Below are 13,978 nucleotides of genomic sequence, written 5' to 3'. Positions count from 1 at the left end.
TTCCTTCAGCAAAACGGGATGGCGATGAAGCGACTTAAAAATGAATTCAATTCGCTGGTTAATCGTGGCGTAGACCGGCATTTGCGCCTGGCTGTCACCGGACTTAGCCGGAGTGGCAAGACGGCGTTTATCACCGCAATGGTTAATCAGTTACTCAATATTCATGCCGGTGCGCGTTTGCCGTTGCTCAGTTGCGTGCGCGAAGAGCGTCTGCTTGGTGTGAAACGGGTTCCACAACGCGATTTTGGTATTCCGCGCTTTACCTATGATGAAGGACTGGCGCAGCTGTATGGCTCTCCGCCGACCTGGCCGACACCAACGCGCGGTGTGAGTGAAATTCGTCTGGCGCTGCGTTACAAGTCTAATGACTCATTACTGCGCCACTTTAAAGACACCTCCACGCTGTACCTGGAAATCGTCGATTATCCGGGGGAGTGGCTACTCGATTTACCGATGCTGGCCCAGGATTATTTGAGCTGGTCGCGGCAAATGACCGGATTATTACAGGGTCAGCGTGGCGAATGGTCGGCAAAATGGCGGCAGTTAAGCCACGGGCTGGATCCACTGGCACCTGCTGACGAAAACCGTCTGGCGGAAATCGCTGCTGCCTGGACGGAGTATCTGCATCAATGCAAGCAGCAGGGACTGCACTTTATTCAGCCGGGCCGTTTTGTTCTGCCAGGAGATATGGCGGGCGCGCCTGCGTTGCAATTCTTCCCGTGGCCGGACGTTGATGCCTGGGGAGAATCGAAGCTGGCGCAGGCAGATAAACACACCAATGCGGGCATGCTGCGCGACAGGTTTAATTACTACTGTGAAAAAGTCGTGAAGGGATTTTATAAGAATCACTTCCTGCGCTTTGATCGTCAGATTGTGCTGGTCGATTGCCTGCAACCGCTCAACAGCGGGCCACAGGCGTTTAACGACATGCGTCTGGCGCTGACCCAACTGATGCAAAGTTTCCATTATGGACAGCGCACGCTGTTTCGTCGGCTGTTTTCTCCGGTGATCGACAAACTGCTGTTTGCCGCCACCAAAGCTGACCATGTCACGGTCGATCAGCACGCCAATATGGTGTCGCTTTTACAGCAGTTGATCCAGGATGCCTGGCAAAACGCTGCGTTCGAAGGTATCAGCATGGATTGTCTGGGCCTGGCATCGGTGCAGGCAACCACCAGCGGCCTGATCGATGTGAAGGGTGAGAAGATCCCCGCGCTGCGTGGTAATCGTCTGAGCGATGGCGAACCGCTGACGGTCTATCCTGGTGAAGTCCCCGCGCGTTTACCTGGACAGGCATTTTGGGACAGCCAGGGCTTCCAGTTTGAGGCATTTCGCCCGCAGGTGATGGATGTCGATAAGCCCTTACCGCATATTCGTCTTGATGCCGCGCTGGAGTTTTTAATAGGAGATAAATTGCGATGAGCGAGCCGTTAAAACCGCGTATCGATTTTTCAGGTCCGCTGGATGTGGAACAAAATGCGGCGTTTAAAGCGCAGCAGATGTTTAACGAAACGGAGGCGCAGACTTTTTCTCCGGCGACAGTGGATGAACCACTGGAAGACGAAGGTCAGGCAGAAGCCGTTATTGATGCGGCCCTTCGCCCTAAACGTAGTCTGTGGCGTAAGATGGTGATGGGTGGCCTGGCGCTGTTTGGCGTGAGCGTTGTCGCTCAGGGTGTGCAGTGGACCATGAATGCCTGGCAGACTCAGGATTGGGTCGCGCTGGGAGGATGTGCCGCAGGCGCATTGATTATCGGTGCAGGGGTTGGATCAGTGGCGACCGAATGGCGTCGGCTATGGCGATTGCGTCAGCGCGCGCACGAGCGCGATGAAGCGCGAGATCTGCTCCACAGCCATGGAACCGGAAAAGGCCGTGCATTTTGTGAAAAGCTGGCGCAGCAGGCGGGCATCGATCAGTCTCATCCGGCATTGCAGCGCTGGTATGCCTCAATTCATGAAACGCAGAACGATCGTGAAGTGGTTAGTCTGTACGCCCATCTGGTGCAGCCGGTGCTGGATGCGCAAGCCCGGCGTGAGATTAGCCGTTCAGCGGCAGAATCCACACTGATGATTGCCGTCAGTCCGCTGGCGCTGGTGGATATGGCGTTTATCGCCTGGCGCAATCTGCGGCTGATTAATCGTATTGCTTCGCTGTATGGCATTGAGCTGGGTTATTACAGCCGCCTGCGTTTGTTCCGTCTGGTGCTGTTGAATATCGCTTTTGCCGGGGCCAGTGAACTGGTGCGGGAAGTAGGAATGGACTGGATGTCGCAGGATTTAGCCGCCCGCTTATCTACGCGTGCAGCTCAGGGCATTGGCGCGGGGTTATTAACGGCGCGTCTGGGCATTAAAGCTATGGAACTTTGCCGACCATTGCCGTGGTTCGATGATGATAAGCCACGGCTGGGTGATTTCCGCCGCCAACTGATTGGTCAGGTGAAAGAGACCTTACAAAAGAATAAATCTCCGCGCGAAAGTTAACTATAAAACAGGCGCCGATCGTTTAACTTTACGCCCCGGCGCCCAATTTTCCAGCTCGCTGTCAATATTTGTTGACAGAGTTCTTCCTGCAAACCAAATACTGGCTTATCATTTAACACATAATCCCTTGTCCAGGTGAAGGTTCCTATGCGTTTGGAAGTCTTTTGTGAAGACCGTCTTGGTCTGACCCGCGAACTGCTCGATTTACTGGTGCTGAGAAGCATTGATTTACGCGGTATCGAGATTGACCCCATCGGGCGAATTTACCTTAATTTTGCGGAGCTGGAGTTCACCAACTTCAGCAGTCTGATGGCTGAAATCCGCCGTATATCAGGCGTTACGGATGTGCGTACTGTACCCTGGATGCCTTCAGAGCGTGAACATCTTGCGCTGAGCGCGCTGCTTGAGGCGCTACCAGAACCGGTCCTTTCTCTGGATATGAAAAGCAAAATCGAGATGGCGAATCCTGCGAGCTGTCAGCTTTTCGCCCACAGTCAGGAACGGATGCGCAATCATACCGCTGCCCAGTTAATCAATGGGTTTAACTTCCAGCGCTGGCTGGAAAGCAATCCGCAGGATTCCCATAGCGAACATGTCGTGATTAACGGACAGAATTTCCTGATGGAAATTACGCCTGTCCATTTGCAGGGCGAAAATCAGGAGCAGATGCTGACCGGTGCGGTGGTGATGTTGCGCTCCACTATCCGAATGGGACGCCAACTGCAAAATATGACTACGCAGGATCTCAGCGCGTTTAGCCAGATTATTGCCGTCAGCGCCAAAATGAAACATGTGGTGGAACAGGCGCGTAAGCTGGCGACGCTGAGCGCGCCGCTGCTGATTACCGGTAATACCGGCACCGGCAAAGATCTCTTTGCTCATGCCTGCCACCTGGCAAGTCCGCGTGCGTCAAAACCGTATCTGGCGCTGAACTGCGCGTCAATTCCTGAAGATGCGGTTGAAAGCGAGCTGTTTGGCCATGCGCCAGAAGGTAAAAAAGGCTTCTTTGAGCAGGCGAATGGCGGTTCGGTTCTGTTAGATGAAATTGGCGAAATGTCGCCGCGTATGCAGACCAAATTGCTGCGTTTTCTCAATGACGGCACGTTCCGTCGTGTGGGAGAAGATCACGAAGTTCATGTTGATGTTCGCGTGATTTGCGCAACGCAAAAGAACCTTGTGGAACTGGTGCAGAAAGGACTTTTCCGTGAAGACCTCTATTATCGTCTGAATGTACTAACGCTAAACCTGCCGCCGCTGCGCGATTGCCCACAAGATATTATGCCGCTTACCGAACTGTTTGTGGCGCGTTTTGCCGACGAGCAGGGCGTGCCGCGTCCGAAACTGTCCGCAGATCTCAGCACGGTACTAACTCGTTATGGTTGGCCGGGCAACGTGCGTCAGCTTAAAAATGCGATCTACCGGGCGCTGACCCAGCTAGAAGGCTATGAGCTGCGACCACAGGATATTTTGCTGCCGGATTACGATGCGGCAACGGTTGCTGTCGGAGAAGAGGTGATGGAAGGGTCGCTGGATGAAATCACCAGCCGCTTTGAACGCTCCGTGTTGACGCAGCTGTATATGAATTATCCCAGCACGCGCAAGCTGGCCAAGCGCCTAGGTGTTTCGCATACTGCGATTGCTAACAAATTGCGTGAGTATGGACTGAGCCAGCAGAAAAAAAGCGAAGAGTAATGCCGTAAATGAAAATGCCTCCATGCGGAGGCATTTTTGTATGCAGACGCAGCTTACGCTTTCAGTACGTCCAGCGCAGCGGTGTAGTCTGGTTCGTTGGTGATTTCATTGACCAGCTGGCTGAAAACAACGTTATCATTTTCATCAATAACGACCACGGCACGTGCGGCCAGGCCTTTCAGCGGACCTTCAGCGATTTCAACACCGTAGTTTTTCAGGAATTCAGCGTTGCGCAGGGTGGACAGCGTGATAACGTTGCTCAGACCTTCCGCGCCGCAAAAACGAGAGTGGGCGAATGGCAGGTCGGCTGAGATGCACAGTACGACGGTATTGTCGATTTCTGTCGCCAGTTGGTTAAACTTACGTACCGATGCCGCGCAAACGCCGGTATCAATGCTTGGGAAAATATTCAGCACTTTGCGCTTGCCTGCGAACTGGCCCAGCGTAACGTCAGACAGGTCTTTAGCCACAAGGGTAAAAGCCTGAGCTTTGCTTCCAGCCTGAGGAATAGAGCCGGCAACTGCAACCGGGTTGCCCTGGAAATGAACGGTTTGTGACATGGTTATCTTCCTGTTTACATATAGTTAACGTCGAGGCTAGTTTATGCCATCAGCAGTTAACACGGCAAACGCTATTTGCGGATATCCGCTTCAGGGACTGCATTAAGGAAAACAAATGAGAACAGTTAAGGTATATGAGGAAGCCTGGCCGCTGCACACTCCCTTTGTCATTGCCCGTGGGAGCCGGACCGAAGCGCATGTGGTGGTTGTCGAAGTGGAAGAAAACGGCATCACAGGTATAGGCGAGTGCACACCGTACCCGCGCTACGGTGAAAGCGATGCCTCAGTGCTGGCGCAAATTATGAGCATTGCGCCACAACTGGAAAACGGAATGACGCGTGAAGAGCTGCAAAAGCAGCTGCCAGCGGGTGCAGCGCGTAATGCCGTGGATTGCGCGTTGTGGGATCTAAGCGCGCGTCAACAGCAGCAGTCGCTGGCGGAACTAGTGGGAAGTGAACTGGCGGAAGTGGTGACTACGGCGCAAACCGTAGTGATTGGCTCGCCGGAACAAATGGCTGCGAGCGCGGCTGCGCTGTGGGAAAATGGCGCGAAATTGCTGAAAGTTAAACTGGATGCTCGCTTGATTAGTGAGCGAATGGTTGCCATTCGTGCAGCTGTTCCTGACGCCACGATTATTGTCGACGCCAACGAATCCTGGCGGGCAGAAGGCCTTGCGGCACGCTGTCAACTGCTGGCTGATTTAGGGGTTGCGATGCTGGAGCAGCCGCTGCCGGCGCAGGATGATGCCGCGCTGGAGAATTTTGTACATCCGCTGCCCATCTGCGCAGATGAAAGCTGCCACACCCGTAGCAGTCTGAAAGCGCTGCACGGACGCTATGAAATGGTCAATATCAAACTGGACAAAACAGGCGGCCTGACGGAAGCGCTCGCGCTGGCAACCGAAGCACGCGAGCAGGGATTTGCGCTGATGCTGGGCTGCATGCTGTGTACCTCCCGGGCGATCGGCGCGGCATTACCCCTTACGCCACTGGTTAGCTTTGCCGATCTTGATGGTCCAACGTGGCTTGCCACCGATGCGGTGCCAGCCCTGCATTTTACGACCGGGCAGCTCCATCTCTAGGGTGCCAGCGCAGGAGATTGGACATGGCCAGCAGGTATTTTTCGCTCGCTTCATCCGATGAAATGGGCGGAAATTCGGCGGTTATACAGTGTAAGTTTAGGTCTGCGCACCAGCTACCAAAAGAGCCGGGCGTTTCATAACCTACACTGGTGACCAGAGGCAATTCAAACGATTGTGCCAGCCACGCGCCCAGCTCGCTGCTTCTGGGATCTTCAATACAGGCCAGTGGATCGTGAAAAGAGACTACCCAGGCGGGATGAATTCGGTGAATAAGCTGACACAATGCCTGGGTTTCTGGTTCCGAGCCTGGATGATCGCCGGTCAACAACACCACATCACGCTCTTCTGCGCTACTGTTCCAGCGATACACCGTTTCGCCTGCTTTCCAGTTTGCGGCGGGAAAGTTACGGTTAAGATCGACGCCGTTCGCATTTGCGCGCAGCCCAAGCTGGCAACCGTCAGGGTTTACGGCTAGCACCACATGATGGCGACGCAGGGAAGGGTTAAGCGTACGCAATGCGCAGGAAAGGGTAACTACCGAGGAGTTTTCGTCGCCGTGCGTTCCCGCCAGTATCAGGCCGCTTTCACGATCGGCTGCCAGTGCAGGAAACCAGATTAGCGGTGCGCCTAACAATGAACGTCCGTAATGTTCGGTTCCAGGTGGGAATGCGCCGCGCTCGGCACGGGGACGGGTAACGGTCATAGTCATCTCTGAATGCTTGGATTGTTACTCGCAGTGTTGTGCAAAATGTATGGATAATCAAATCGTTTTCACACACTTATCTTTTCAGGTGTAATATCACTTTCTTGTCGGAAGTTAATTGCATTTCCTGCTGGCGATACAAATAATTACACATTCACTTAGTAGCCGGAATCGAGGGTATCTTATGCAGCATTCTGTTTCAGTAACCTGTTGTGCGTTGTTGGTTAGCAGCATTTCTTTATCCTGGGCTGCTGATGTTCCCAGCGGAACGGTTCTGGCAGAGAAACAAGAACTAGTGCGTCATATAAAAGACGAACCGGCGTCGCTTGATCCGGCAAAGGCCGTCGGGCTCCCTGAGATTCAGGTAATTCGTGATTTATTTGAAGGGCTGGTCAACCAGAATGAGAAGGGTGAGATCGTACCTGGCGTCGCTACCCAGTGGAAGAGTAACGATAACCGCATCTGGACGTTTACGCTGCGCGACAATGCGCAATGGGCGGATGGTACGCCCGTAACGGCGCAGGATTTTGTCTACAGCTGGCAGCGTCTGGTTGATCCAAAAACGCTGTCGCCGTTTGCCTGGTTTGCTGCGCTGGCGGGTATTAATAATGCTCAGGCTATTATCGATGGCAAAGCCACGCCTGATAAACTTGGCGTTAGTGCTGTCGATGCACGGACATTGAAAGTTCAACTGGATAAACCGCTGCCCTGGTTTGCCAATCTGACGGCGAGTTTTGCATTTTATCCGGTACAAAAAGCCAACGTTGAGAGCGGCAAAGAGTGGACCAAACCGGGCAACCTGATTGGTAACGGCGCCTATGTGCTAAAAAATCGCGTCGTGAACGAAAAACTGGAAGTTGTCCCGAACACGCATTATTGGGACAACGCCAAAACAGTGCTGCAAAAAGTCACATTCCTGCCAATTAACCAGGAATCGGCAGCGACCAAGCGCTATCTTGCTGGTGATATTGATATCACGGAATCCTTCCCGAAAAATATGTACCAGAAACTGTTGAAGGATATCCCGGGTCAGGTTTACACCCCGCCGCAGCTTGGTACTTATTATTATGCCTTTAATACCCAGAAGGGACCGACTGCCGATTCACGCGTGCGTCTGGCGCTCAGCATGACTATCGACCGTCGCCTGATGGCGGAGAAGGTGCTGGGTACCGGTGAGAAGCCTGCATGGCATTTTACGCCGGATGTAACGGCAGGATTTGTGCCGGAACCTTCACCGTTTGAGCAAATGAGTCAGGAAGAATTGAATGCGCAGGCGAAAACGCTGCTGCGTGCGGCGGGTTATGGCCCACAGAAACCGCTTAAACTGACGCTGCTGTACAACACCTCAGAAAATCATCAGAAGATTGCTATCGCAGTGGCTTCTATGTGGAAGAAAAACCTCGGTGTTGACGTGAAACTGCAGAACCAGGAATGGAAAACGTATATCGACAGCCGTAATACCGGTAATTTTGATGTGATCCGTGCCTCCTGGGTGGGCGACTACAATGAGCCTTCTACGTTCCTGTCATTATTAACATCGACCCATACGGGCAATATCTCCCGCTTTAATAATCCGGCATACGATAAAGTGTTGACCCAGGCTACTCTGGAGAATACAGAAAAAGCGCGGAATGCTGATTATAACGCTGCGGAGAAGATTCTGATGGAACAGGCACCTATTGCGCCGATCTATCAGTACACTAATGGGCGTTTAATTAAACCATGGCTAAAAGGGTATCCGATTACTAACCCTGAAGATGTGGCCTATAGCCGCACAATGTATATCGTTAAGCACTGACAGAGATAATGGCTGGTGTGATTTTGCATCAGCCATTCTACGTTTCCGGCGGTTGATGCTCACGGCAAATCAGCAACGAGTCTTCTTCACTTAATCTCTCTTTCGTCAGATTACAAAATCCCTGGCCGTCAATTTTTTGGTGGAACCGACAGCTATGGCAAAGACCAAAGCCAGGCACATTGTTGGTCCTCTGGATCCCGCGTAACAGTTCTAACAGCAGCTCTCTGAGTACGCTCGCCCGTTCACCCATTGCCGATTCACCCTCCACTAAAAACGTGGGGGGCAGCAGGGCTTCCAATAAGGTATTGGCCGACTCACTTAAGTGTAGATGGACGCTACGTTTATCACGGTCATCCGGTTTGCGAACAATCAACCCTTTGTTTTCCAACAGCTTCAGCGATTGCGACACGGTACCTTTGGTGAGACCAAGGTAGTCTGTCACGCCAAGCGGCGTATTGGAATAACGGTTACAACGGGCCAGATACATTAACGCACTAAGTTGTACTGGCTGAAGATCCACCAGTAAAGGATGCTGGCGAAACCACATCCGTGTCAGGCTGGAAAGCCGGTCAAGTACGTCGAAAAGTGACATGTCGGGCATAACAAATCCTCCTCGGCATATAGTATCGATTAAAAACTATATTGACAAAGAATAAAAGCAACGTACTATAAATTATAGTATCGAATCGATACTATAATTTAAAGGAGATGTATCATGACTAAAGCTCGTTTCTATCATGCAGGTTGCCCGGTTTGTGTTTCCGCAGAACAAGCTCTTCTGTAGCACTTGTCTGCGGATGTTGAAATCGATGTGGTTCATCTGGGAGAGCATCCTGATCGGGTTGCCGAGGCTGAAGTGGTTGGCGTGAAATCTGTACCGGCGCTGGTGATTGACGGCAATGTGCTGCATATTAATTTTGGCGCTCCCATTGAAGCGTTGAAATAGCTGGATAGTTCGGGAAGTTGCGTTGGCGATTTCCCGAATATACAAGACGTTGGGGAAGGTAACGCGATGAACACGACCGAAGAGTATCACCCGATAGATTGCGATCTTCATGATTATCTGGAAATCGCCTGCATGTACCACTATTGGTTGCGCACTGAACTAACGGATGGCACATGTTTTGATGCTAAAGCGCTGACGACGTGTACCACCGTGGAAAAAGAAGAATTTCTGGTAGTGGGGCAATCTGAAAATCAGCAAAAAATCCGTCTGGATTGTCTGTCAGCTATCACCGCGCTGACGCCAGGAGCGACGTTTAGCACAGTAAGTTTTCAGAGAGCCTGCCGCGGTTAGACGGTATAAATCCGAATGTCGTGCGCCTGGAATGCTGTGGCGTACTCTTTGCTGATGTTGTCCTCTACAACAATTACATCAATATTGCTGCTTTCGGTAACGACATATCGGGCGACGGCTGGGATTTTTTCAGCGGTTAGCGCGACGATAGTTTCATTACATTGTTTGATCACCGCTTTTTTGAACTCACAATCCGCGTAATCAAACCCCGTTAAGCCGGATTCAGGCGACATCGCACAGCCGCCAATAAATCCCTGATCGAATAAAATGTCCTGCACTTGTGCGATGGCGGAAGCTCCCACACACCCGCCTGAAGATCTCTGTACCGCGCCGCCCAGCATAATGACCTCAAACAGCGGTTTTTTTAGCAAAACGGCGGCAATCTCCGGTGAATTTGTCACCACGGTTAACGCTAGTTCGGCGGGCAGAGCTTCTGCCATCGCCAGATTGGTGCTACCCGTGTCGATAAAAATACAGCTTCCGGATTTGACCAGTCTGGCACATCGCTGCGCGATGTTGCTCTTTTTGGCCACATTAATACCCTTGCGCACGGCAATGTCTTCGGATTCAGGGAGTGCAATTACCGCGCCACCATAGACCTTCTTGCATACGCCATCTTTGCTCAATTCATGCAAGTCACGACGAATTGTATGTTCAGAAACGCCTAATCGGTTCGCGAGTTCAGAACAAATGACTCTGCCGTTTTCTTGCAGGATCTGATAGATAAGCGCCTGGCGCTGTTCCGGGAATGCGGCGTAATCGAGCATAGATACTCCAGGTAAAATAAACATCGAGCAATAAAGTGCATGATCGTGCATTATGATTAACGATGTCAACATCCCTTACAGGGACCGTACTATTCTGGATACAACGGAAAGAGGTAAGCTATGAAAATTGCGCATATGGCGTTATGGACACAGAATCTCGAGCAGCAAGCTCGCTTCTGGGGCTCATTTTTTGACGGTAAGATCAACGAGAAATACTGCAGTAAAACCAACCCTGGGTTTGAATCTTATTTTGTCAAAATTGGCGAGGATATTGCAATTGAGTTAATGACCAAACCGGGTCTTGTCGGGCAGCAACCTGACAATAATCGTTGCGGATGGGTACACCTCGCCATTTCTGTTGGCGGCAATGAAAATGTTGATGCCGTTGCAATGCAAGCGCAGAAACAGGGGATATTAGTCTCAGGTCCGCGCACTACGGGCGATGGTTATTACGAAGCGGTGATAAAAGATCCTGACGGCAATTTAATCGAGATTGTGGCGTAAGCCATCAATCAGTAACCTGCAAATAAAGAGTACCTGCTGCTTATTATTGATGAGCTCAGCTCATAAGTTTGTCCTTCTTTTCCTCTCTAATCACCGACACGTCGAGTCTCTATAATTTTACTGTTTTCAGCCCCCGGTGGTGCAATGTTGCCACCGCTCTGGAGAGTCGAATATGCAATACCAACTGGATGCGGGACTCACGCTCAATGAAGCACAGCTCTATGCATACTGCGGTTTCCCTCGCAGTCTGAACGGCCGGTCCTGCTATGCCCGTACGGTTTTTGATGAATGTCTTGCACGAACACCGCAGACATTATTCATACTGGAGTCACTATGAACGAACAATTTGATGGTAACAGCGTCTTTCCGCGAGGCGAGAAAAATGAAGCTTATGCGAAGTATTTCACTGGTGATAGCTATCTGACCATGCTCTCCATGGAAGGTGTGGTAATTGGCAATGTCGCATTTGAACCGGGTTGTCGTAACTTCTGGCATGTTCATCATGAGGGCGGACAAATATTGCTGGTGACCGGTGGTAGAGGCTGGTATCAGGAATGGAATCAACCGGCGCGCGAGCTGGAAACCGGTGATGTCGTGCATATTCCGGCGGGAATGAAACATTGGCACGGCGCTGCGTGTGATAGTTGGTTTGCCCATATCGCCGTGGAAATCCCTGCCCCTGGCGCGTCGAACGAATGGCTGGAACCGGTTAGCGACGCTGAGTACAACCTGCTGCCCTGAACTATGCTGGTTCTGGTAACACCTAATCCCTGAGGAGATCTCAATGGTCATGAACGTGAAGGGTTATGCTGCTCTGGCAGTGAAAGAAGATTTAGTCCCCCATAGTTTTGTTCGTCGTGACCCGCGTGAAGATGATGTGGTTATCGATATTTTATACAGCGGTGTTTGCCACTCGGATATCCACAACGCCTACAACGATTGGGGCGGTGCTAAATATCCGATGGTACCAGGGCATGAAATCATTGGCCGCGTGGTGCATGTTGGTAAATCGGTAACGAAATTCAACGTGGGCGATCTCGCAGGGGTAGGCTGCATGGTTGATTCATGTCAACACTGTAGCGCCTGTGAACAAGGGCTGGAACAATATTGCGAAGAAGGCAACACGCTAACGTATAACGATATCGACCGTCATGACGGTCTGCCCACTTTCGGCGGCTATTCTGACAAAATTGTCGTTACCGAAAAGTTTGTGGTGAAGGTCCCTGAAGGGATCGATTTACGCGGTGCGGCACCGCTGCTCTGCGCCGGGATCACGACATGGTCGCCTCTGCGCCATTGGCAGGTAGGCGAGGGCAGTAAAGTCGCGGTTGTTGGTCTGGGTGGACTTGGGCATATGGCAATCAAACTTGCAAATGCACTGGGCGCGGAAGTTACGCTGTTTACGCGTTCACCGGGCAAAGAAGCTGATGCCAGACGTTTGGGTGCCAGTCATGTTGTGCTTTCCACTGACAGTGAGCAGATGAAAGCGACAGCGAATCAGTTTGATCTGATTATCGATACTGTGCCCTACGTTCATGACCTGAACCCGTATATCCCAACCCTGGCACTAAGCGGTACGCTGGTGCTGGTTGGTTATCTCGGTGCGTTGGATCCGTTTCTGAATACGGTTCCCCTGATCCTTGGACGTAGGTCTGTGGCGGGTTCAGTTATCGGCGGTATTGCCGAAACGCAAGAGATGCTCGATTTTTGCGGTCAGCATGGTATTACCGCCGATGTCGAAGTGATCAATATTCAGGATATTAATCATGCCTGGCAGCGGATGTTGAAAAGCGATGTGAAATACCGCTTTGTAATTGATATTGCCTCATTGAAATAAGTACAAAAAAGACGCGGATTTCCGCGTCTTTTTTTGTTAGTGTGTCGACGGCGATGCTTCAGGATTATCCATATACAGCGTCTGGCTGGGGAACGCAAAGTCGGCGCCATTTGCCTGGACTATCGTGATAATCTTTAAATAAACGTCTTGCTGTACCGTGAGCCATTCCTTCCAGACGGTGGTTTTCGTGAAGCAATACACCATGATATTCAACGATGAATCGGCAAATTCATTAAAATAGACCAACAGAGTTTGTTTCTGGTCTATTCCTGGATGGTTTTGCAGCATTTCTCTGACCGACTCGACAACAGCACCGACTTTATCGGCATCCTCATATCGTAACCCGATCACCGTTTTAATACGCCGGTTGGTCATGCGCCCTGGATTTTCTACGCTGATGGAGGAGAAAATCGAGTTTGGCACATACAACGGACGATGGTCGAAGGTGTTTATTTTAGTCATTCGCCAGCCAATTTCGGCCACAGTGCCTTCAATATTGCGGTCCGGGGAGCGGATCCAGTCGCCGATGCTAAACGGTCTGTCGAAATAGAGCATAATGCCTGAGAAGAAGTTGCTCAGAATATCTTTCCCCGCCATACCCACAGCGATACCGCCGATGCCGCCAAAGGTTAACAGGCCGGATAAGCTCATACCGAAGTGTTCGCCATACAGTAAAATGATGGCAACCACGATGGTAATCTTGATGATACGCGACAAGATCCTCGCGCTGGTGATATCTCTACCTTTATTAATCTGCGTCTTTTCAAACTGATTAATCACCAGAAAAAGTTTGATGGTCAGGATTAACGCAATCAATGAGGTGCAGATAAAGTCGACCACGCTGGGGGAGATAAATTTCAGGCTGTAACTTTCGATAACGTTATTAGCAATGCTGCCAAACGTCCCAATGATAATGGCATAGACAAAAAATTGTGCGGCATGAAATATGAATCCTTTGCAGCGACGCTCTTCACGATGATACCAGACGCTCATCAGGACCAGCGCGGCACAGCAACTGAGAATTACCGTCAAATTAAACGCATTATTCATAAACAGTTCAGCGATCATGATTCTTCCTGGCAACTCCATGTTATCTAAATATCATCTGACATCTTAATCCCCGGATATTTTACTCAGTTAGGGTGGTCAGATCATTAATCAAAAGGAGAGATAAATAATGCAATCAGCGTTATTTTCAGCGAAATAATGCTGACGTCAACCCTGTATGCGGTTTATGTAGCAGACAGTCAGTTGATGTC

The 13,978-nt window shown here is 51.0% G+C and carries 14 protein-coding genes and 1 pseudogene; 10 read left to right on the top strand and 5 right to left on the bottom strand.

The genetic code is table 11. The features are described from left to right. Positions 1-24: 24 nt before the first annotated feature. The 3 genes from WN16_RS16220 to tyrR all read left to right on the top strand — a co-directional run bounded on the left by WN16_RS16220 (position 25) and on the right by tyrR (position 4,172). Positions 25-1,422, top strand: a complete 1,398-nt coding sequence (locus tag WN16_RS16220) for a YcjX family protein (RefSeq protein WP_044700128.1) — start codon at positions 25-27, stop codon at positions 1,420-1,422. Beyond that, positions 1,419-2,480, top strand: a complete 1,062-nt coding sequence (locus WN16_RS16215; protein ID WP_003840778.1) for a YcjF family protein — start codon at positions 1,419-1,421, stop codon at positions 2,478-2,480. Before WN16_RS16220 ends, WN16_RS16215 begins: the two co-directional genes overlap by 4 nt. A 147-nt stretch (positions 2,481-2,627) precedes the next feature. After that, positions 2,628-4,172, top strand: coding sequence for a transcriptional regulator TyrR (gene tyrR / locus WN16_RS16210; protein WP_032935606.1), 1,545 nt, complete (start codon positions 2,628-2,630; stop codon positions 4,170-4,172). Positions 4,173-4,225: 53 nt separating this feature from the next. Here tyrR and tpx read toward each other — a convergent pair whose 3' ends face one another. Beyond that, a complete protein-coding gene (tpx, locus tag WN16_RS16205) occupies positions 4,226-4,732 on the bottom strand; it encodes a thiol peroxidase (protein ID WP_003020437.1) in 507 nt (168 codons plus the stop codon). A 115-nt stretch (positions 4,733-4,847) separates the two neighbouring features. Between tpx and ycjG the strand changes: the two genes are divergently transcribed. Beyond that, positions 4,848-5,813, top strand: a complete 966-nt coding sequence (ycjG, locus tag WN16_RS16200) for an L-Ala-D/L-Glu epimerase (RefSeq protein WP_044700112.1) — start codon at positions 4,848-4,850, stop codon at positions 5,811-5,813. Here the strand turns inward: ycjG and mpaA are convergent. Further along, positions 5,788-6,516 carry a murein tripeptide amidase MpaA gene (gene mpaA, locus WN16_RS16195; protein WP_003020433.1) on the bottom strand — a complete coding sequence of 243 codons (729 nt, stop codon included), beginning with the start codon at positions 6,514-6,516 and terminating at the stop codon, positions 5,788-5,790. The two genes, ycjG and mpaA, sit on opposite strands and share 26 nt — an antisense overlap. A 184-nt stretch (positions 6,517-6,700) precedes the next feature. On the opposite strand from mpaA, the gene mppA reads away from it, so the two are divergent. Beyond that, positions 6,701-8,314, top strand: coding sequence for a murein tripeptide ABC transporter substrate-binding protein MppA (gene mppA, locus WN16_RS16190; protein ID WP_003840789.1), 1,614 nt, complete (start codon positions 6,701-6,703; stop codon positions 8,312-8,314). A gap of 37 nt (positions 8,315-8,351) precedes the next feature. On the opposite strand, the gene WN16_RS16185 is transcribed toward mppA, so the two are convergent. Further along, a complete protein-coding gene (locus WN16_RS16185) occupies positions 8,352-8,915 on the bottom strand; it encodes a MarR family transcriptional regulator (RefSeq protein ID WP_044700109.1) in 564 nt (187 codons plus the stop codon). Between the two features lie 114 nt (positions 8,916-9,029). Here WN16_RS16185 and WN16_RS16180 point away from each other — a divergent pair. Both WN16_RS16180 and WN16_RS16175 read left to right on the top strand, forming a co-directional pair. Then, positions 9,030-9,260: pseudogene (locus WN16_RS16180) on the top strand (glutaredoxin domain-containing protein). A gap of 66 nt (positions 9,261-9,326) precedes the next feature. Next, positions 9,327-9,611, top strand: a complete 285-nt coding sequence (locus WN16_RS16175) for a Rho-binding antiterminator (protein WP_044700107.1) — start codon at positions 9,327-9,329, stop codon at positions 9,609-9,611. On the opposite strand, the gene WN16_RS16170 is transcribed toward WN16_RS16175, so the two are convergent. Beyond that, positions 9,608-10,378, bottom strand: a complete 771-nt coding sequence (locus tag WN16_RS16170) for a DeoR/GlpR family DNA-binding transcription regulator (protein WP_003843948.1) — start codon at positions 10,376-10,378, stop codon at positions 9,608-9,610. The two genes, WN16_RS16175 and WN16_RS16170, sit on opposite strands and share 4 nt — an antisense overlap. A 120-nt stretch (positions 10,379-10,498) precedes the next feature. On the opposite strand from WN16_RS16170, the gene WN16_RS16165 reads away from it, so the two are divergent. From WN16_RS16165 to WN16_RS16150, 3 genes are all read left to right on the top strand, one after another. Next, on the top strand, positions 10,499-10,882 hold the full coding sequence (locus WN16_RS16165; RefSeq protein WP_044700105.1) for a VOC family protein: 384 nt from the start codon (positions 10,499-10,501) through the stop codon (positions 10,880-10,882). Between the two features lie 333 nt (positions 10,883-11,215). Then, a complete protein-coding gene (locus tag WN16_RS16155) occupies positions 11,216-11,623 on the top strand; it encodes a cupin domain-containing protein (RefSeq protein ID WP_044700102.1) in 408 nt (135 codons plus the stop codon). Between the two features lie 43 nt (positions 11,624-11,666). Beyond that, positions 11,667-12,719: an NAD(P)-dependent alcohol dehydrogenase gene (locus tag WN16_RS16150; RefSeq protein ID WP_044700101.1), complete on the top strand. Its 1,053-nt coding sequence runs from the start codon at positions 11,667-11,669 to the stop codon at positions 12,717-12,719. Positions 12,720-12,755: 36 nt separating this feature from the next. Here the strand turns inward: WN16_RS16150 and WN16_RS16145 are convergent, their stop codons facing one another. Then, the gene (locus tag WN16_RS16145) at positions 12,756-13,787 is read right to left on the bottom strand and encodes a mechanosensitive ion channel family protein (protein ID WP_044700098.1); all 1,032 of its coding nucleotides are present in this window, start codon (positions 13,785-13,787) and stop codon (positions 12,756-12,758) included. Positions 13,788-13,978: the final 191 nt, after the last annotated feature.

Source organism: Citrobacter sp. ABFQG, assembly GCF_004322975.1.
Lineage (GTDB): Bacteria > Pseudomonadota > Gammaproteobacteria > Enterobacterales > Enterobacteriaceae > Citrobacter > Citrobacter freundii.
This window is presented reverse-complemented; position numbering and strand designations above follow the sequence as displayed.

Coding starts and splice junctions, on each gene's coding strand:
- WN16_RS16220 (WP_044700128.1), top strand. CDS start 25: ATGAAGCGACTTAAAAATGAATTCAATTCGCTGGTTAATCGTGGCGTA.
- WN16_RS16215 (WP_003840778.1), top strand. CDS start 1,419: ATGAGCGAGCCGTTAAAACCGCGTATCGATTTTTCAGGTCCGCTGGAT.
- tyrR (WP_032935606.1), top strand. CDS start 2,628: ATGCGTTTGGAAGTCTTTTGTGAAGACCGTCTTGGTCTGACCCGCGAA.
- tpx (WP_003020437.1), bottom strand. CDS start 4,732: ATGTCACAAACCGTTCATTTCCAGGGCAACCCGGTTGCAGTTGCCGGC.
- ycjG (WP_044700112.1), top strand. CDS start 4,848: ATGAGAACAGTTAAGGTATATGAGGAAGCCTGGCCGCTGCACACTCCC.
- mpaA (WP_003020433.1), bottom strand. CDS start 6,516: ATGACCGTTACCCGTCCCCGTGCCGAGCGCGGCGCATTCCCACCTGGA.
- mppA (WP_003840789.1), top strand. CDS start 6,701: ATGCAGCATTCTGTTTCAGTAACCTGTTGTGCGTTGTTGGTTAGCAGC.
- WN16_RS16185 (WP_044700109.1), bottom strand. CDS start 8,915: ATGCCCGACATGTCACTTTTCGACGTACTTGACCGGCTTTCCAGCCTG.
- WN16_RS16175 (WP_044700107.1), top strand. CDS start 9,327: ATGAACACGACCGAAGAGTATCACCCGATAGATTGCGATCTTCATGAT.
- WN16_RS16170 (WP_003843948.1), bottom strand. CDS start 10,378: ATGCTCGATTACGCCGCATTCCCGGAACAGCGCCAGGCGCTTATCTAT.
- WN16_RS16165 (WP_044700105.1), top strand. CDS start 10,499: ATGAAAATTGCGCATATGGCGTTATGGACACAGAATCTCGAGCAGCAA.
- WN16_RS16155 (WP_044700102.1), top strand. CDS start 11,216: ATGAACGAACAATTTGATGGTAACAGCGTCTTTCCGCGAGGCGAGAAA.
- WN16_RS16150 (WP_044700101.1), top strand. CDS start 11,667: ATGGTCATGAACGTGAAGGGTTATGCTGCTCTGGCAGTGAAAGAAGAT.
- WN16_RS16145 (WP_044700098.1), bottom strand. CDS start 13,787: ATGATCGCTGAACTGTTTATGAATAATGCGTTTAATTTGACGGTAATT.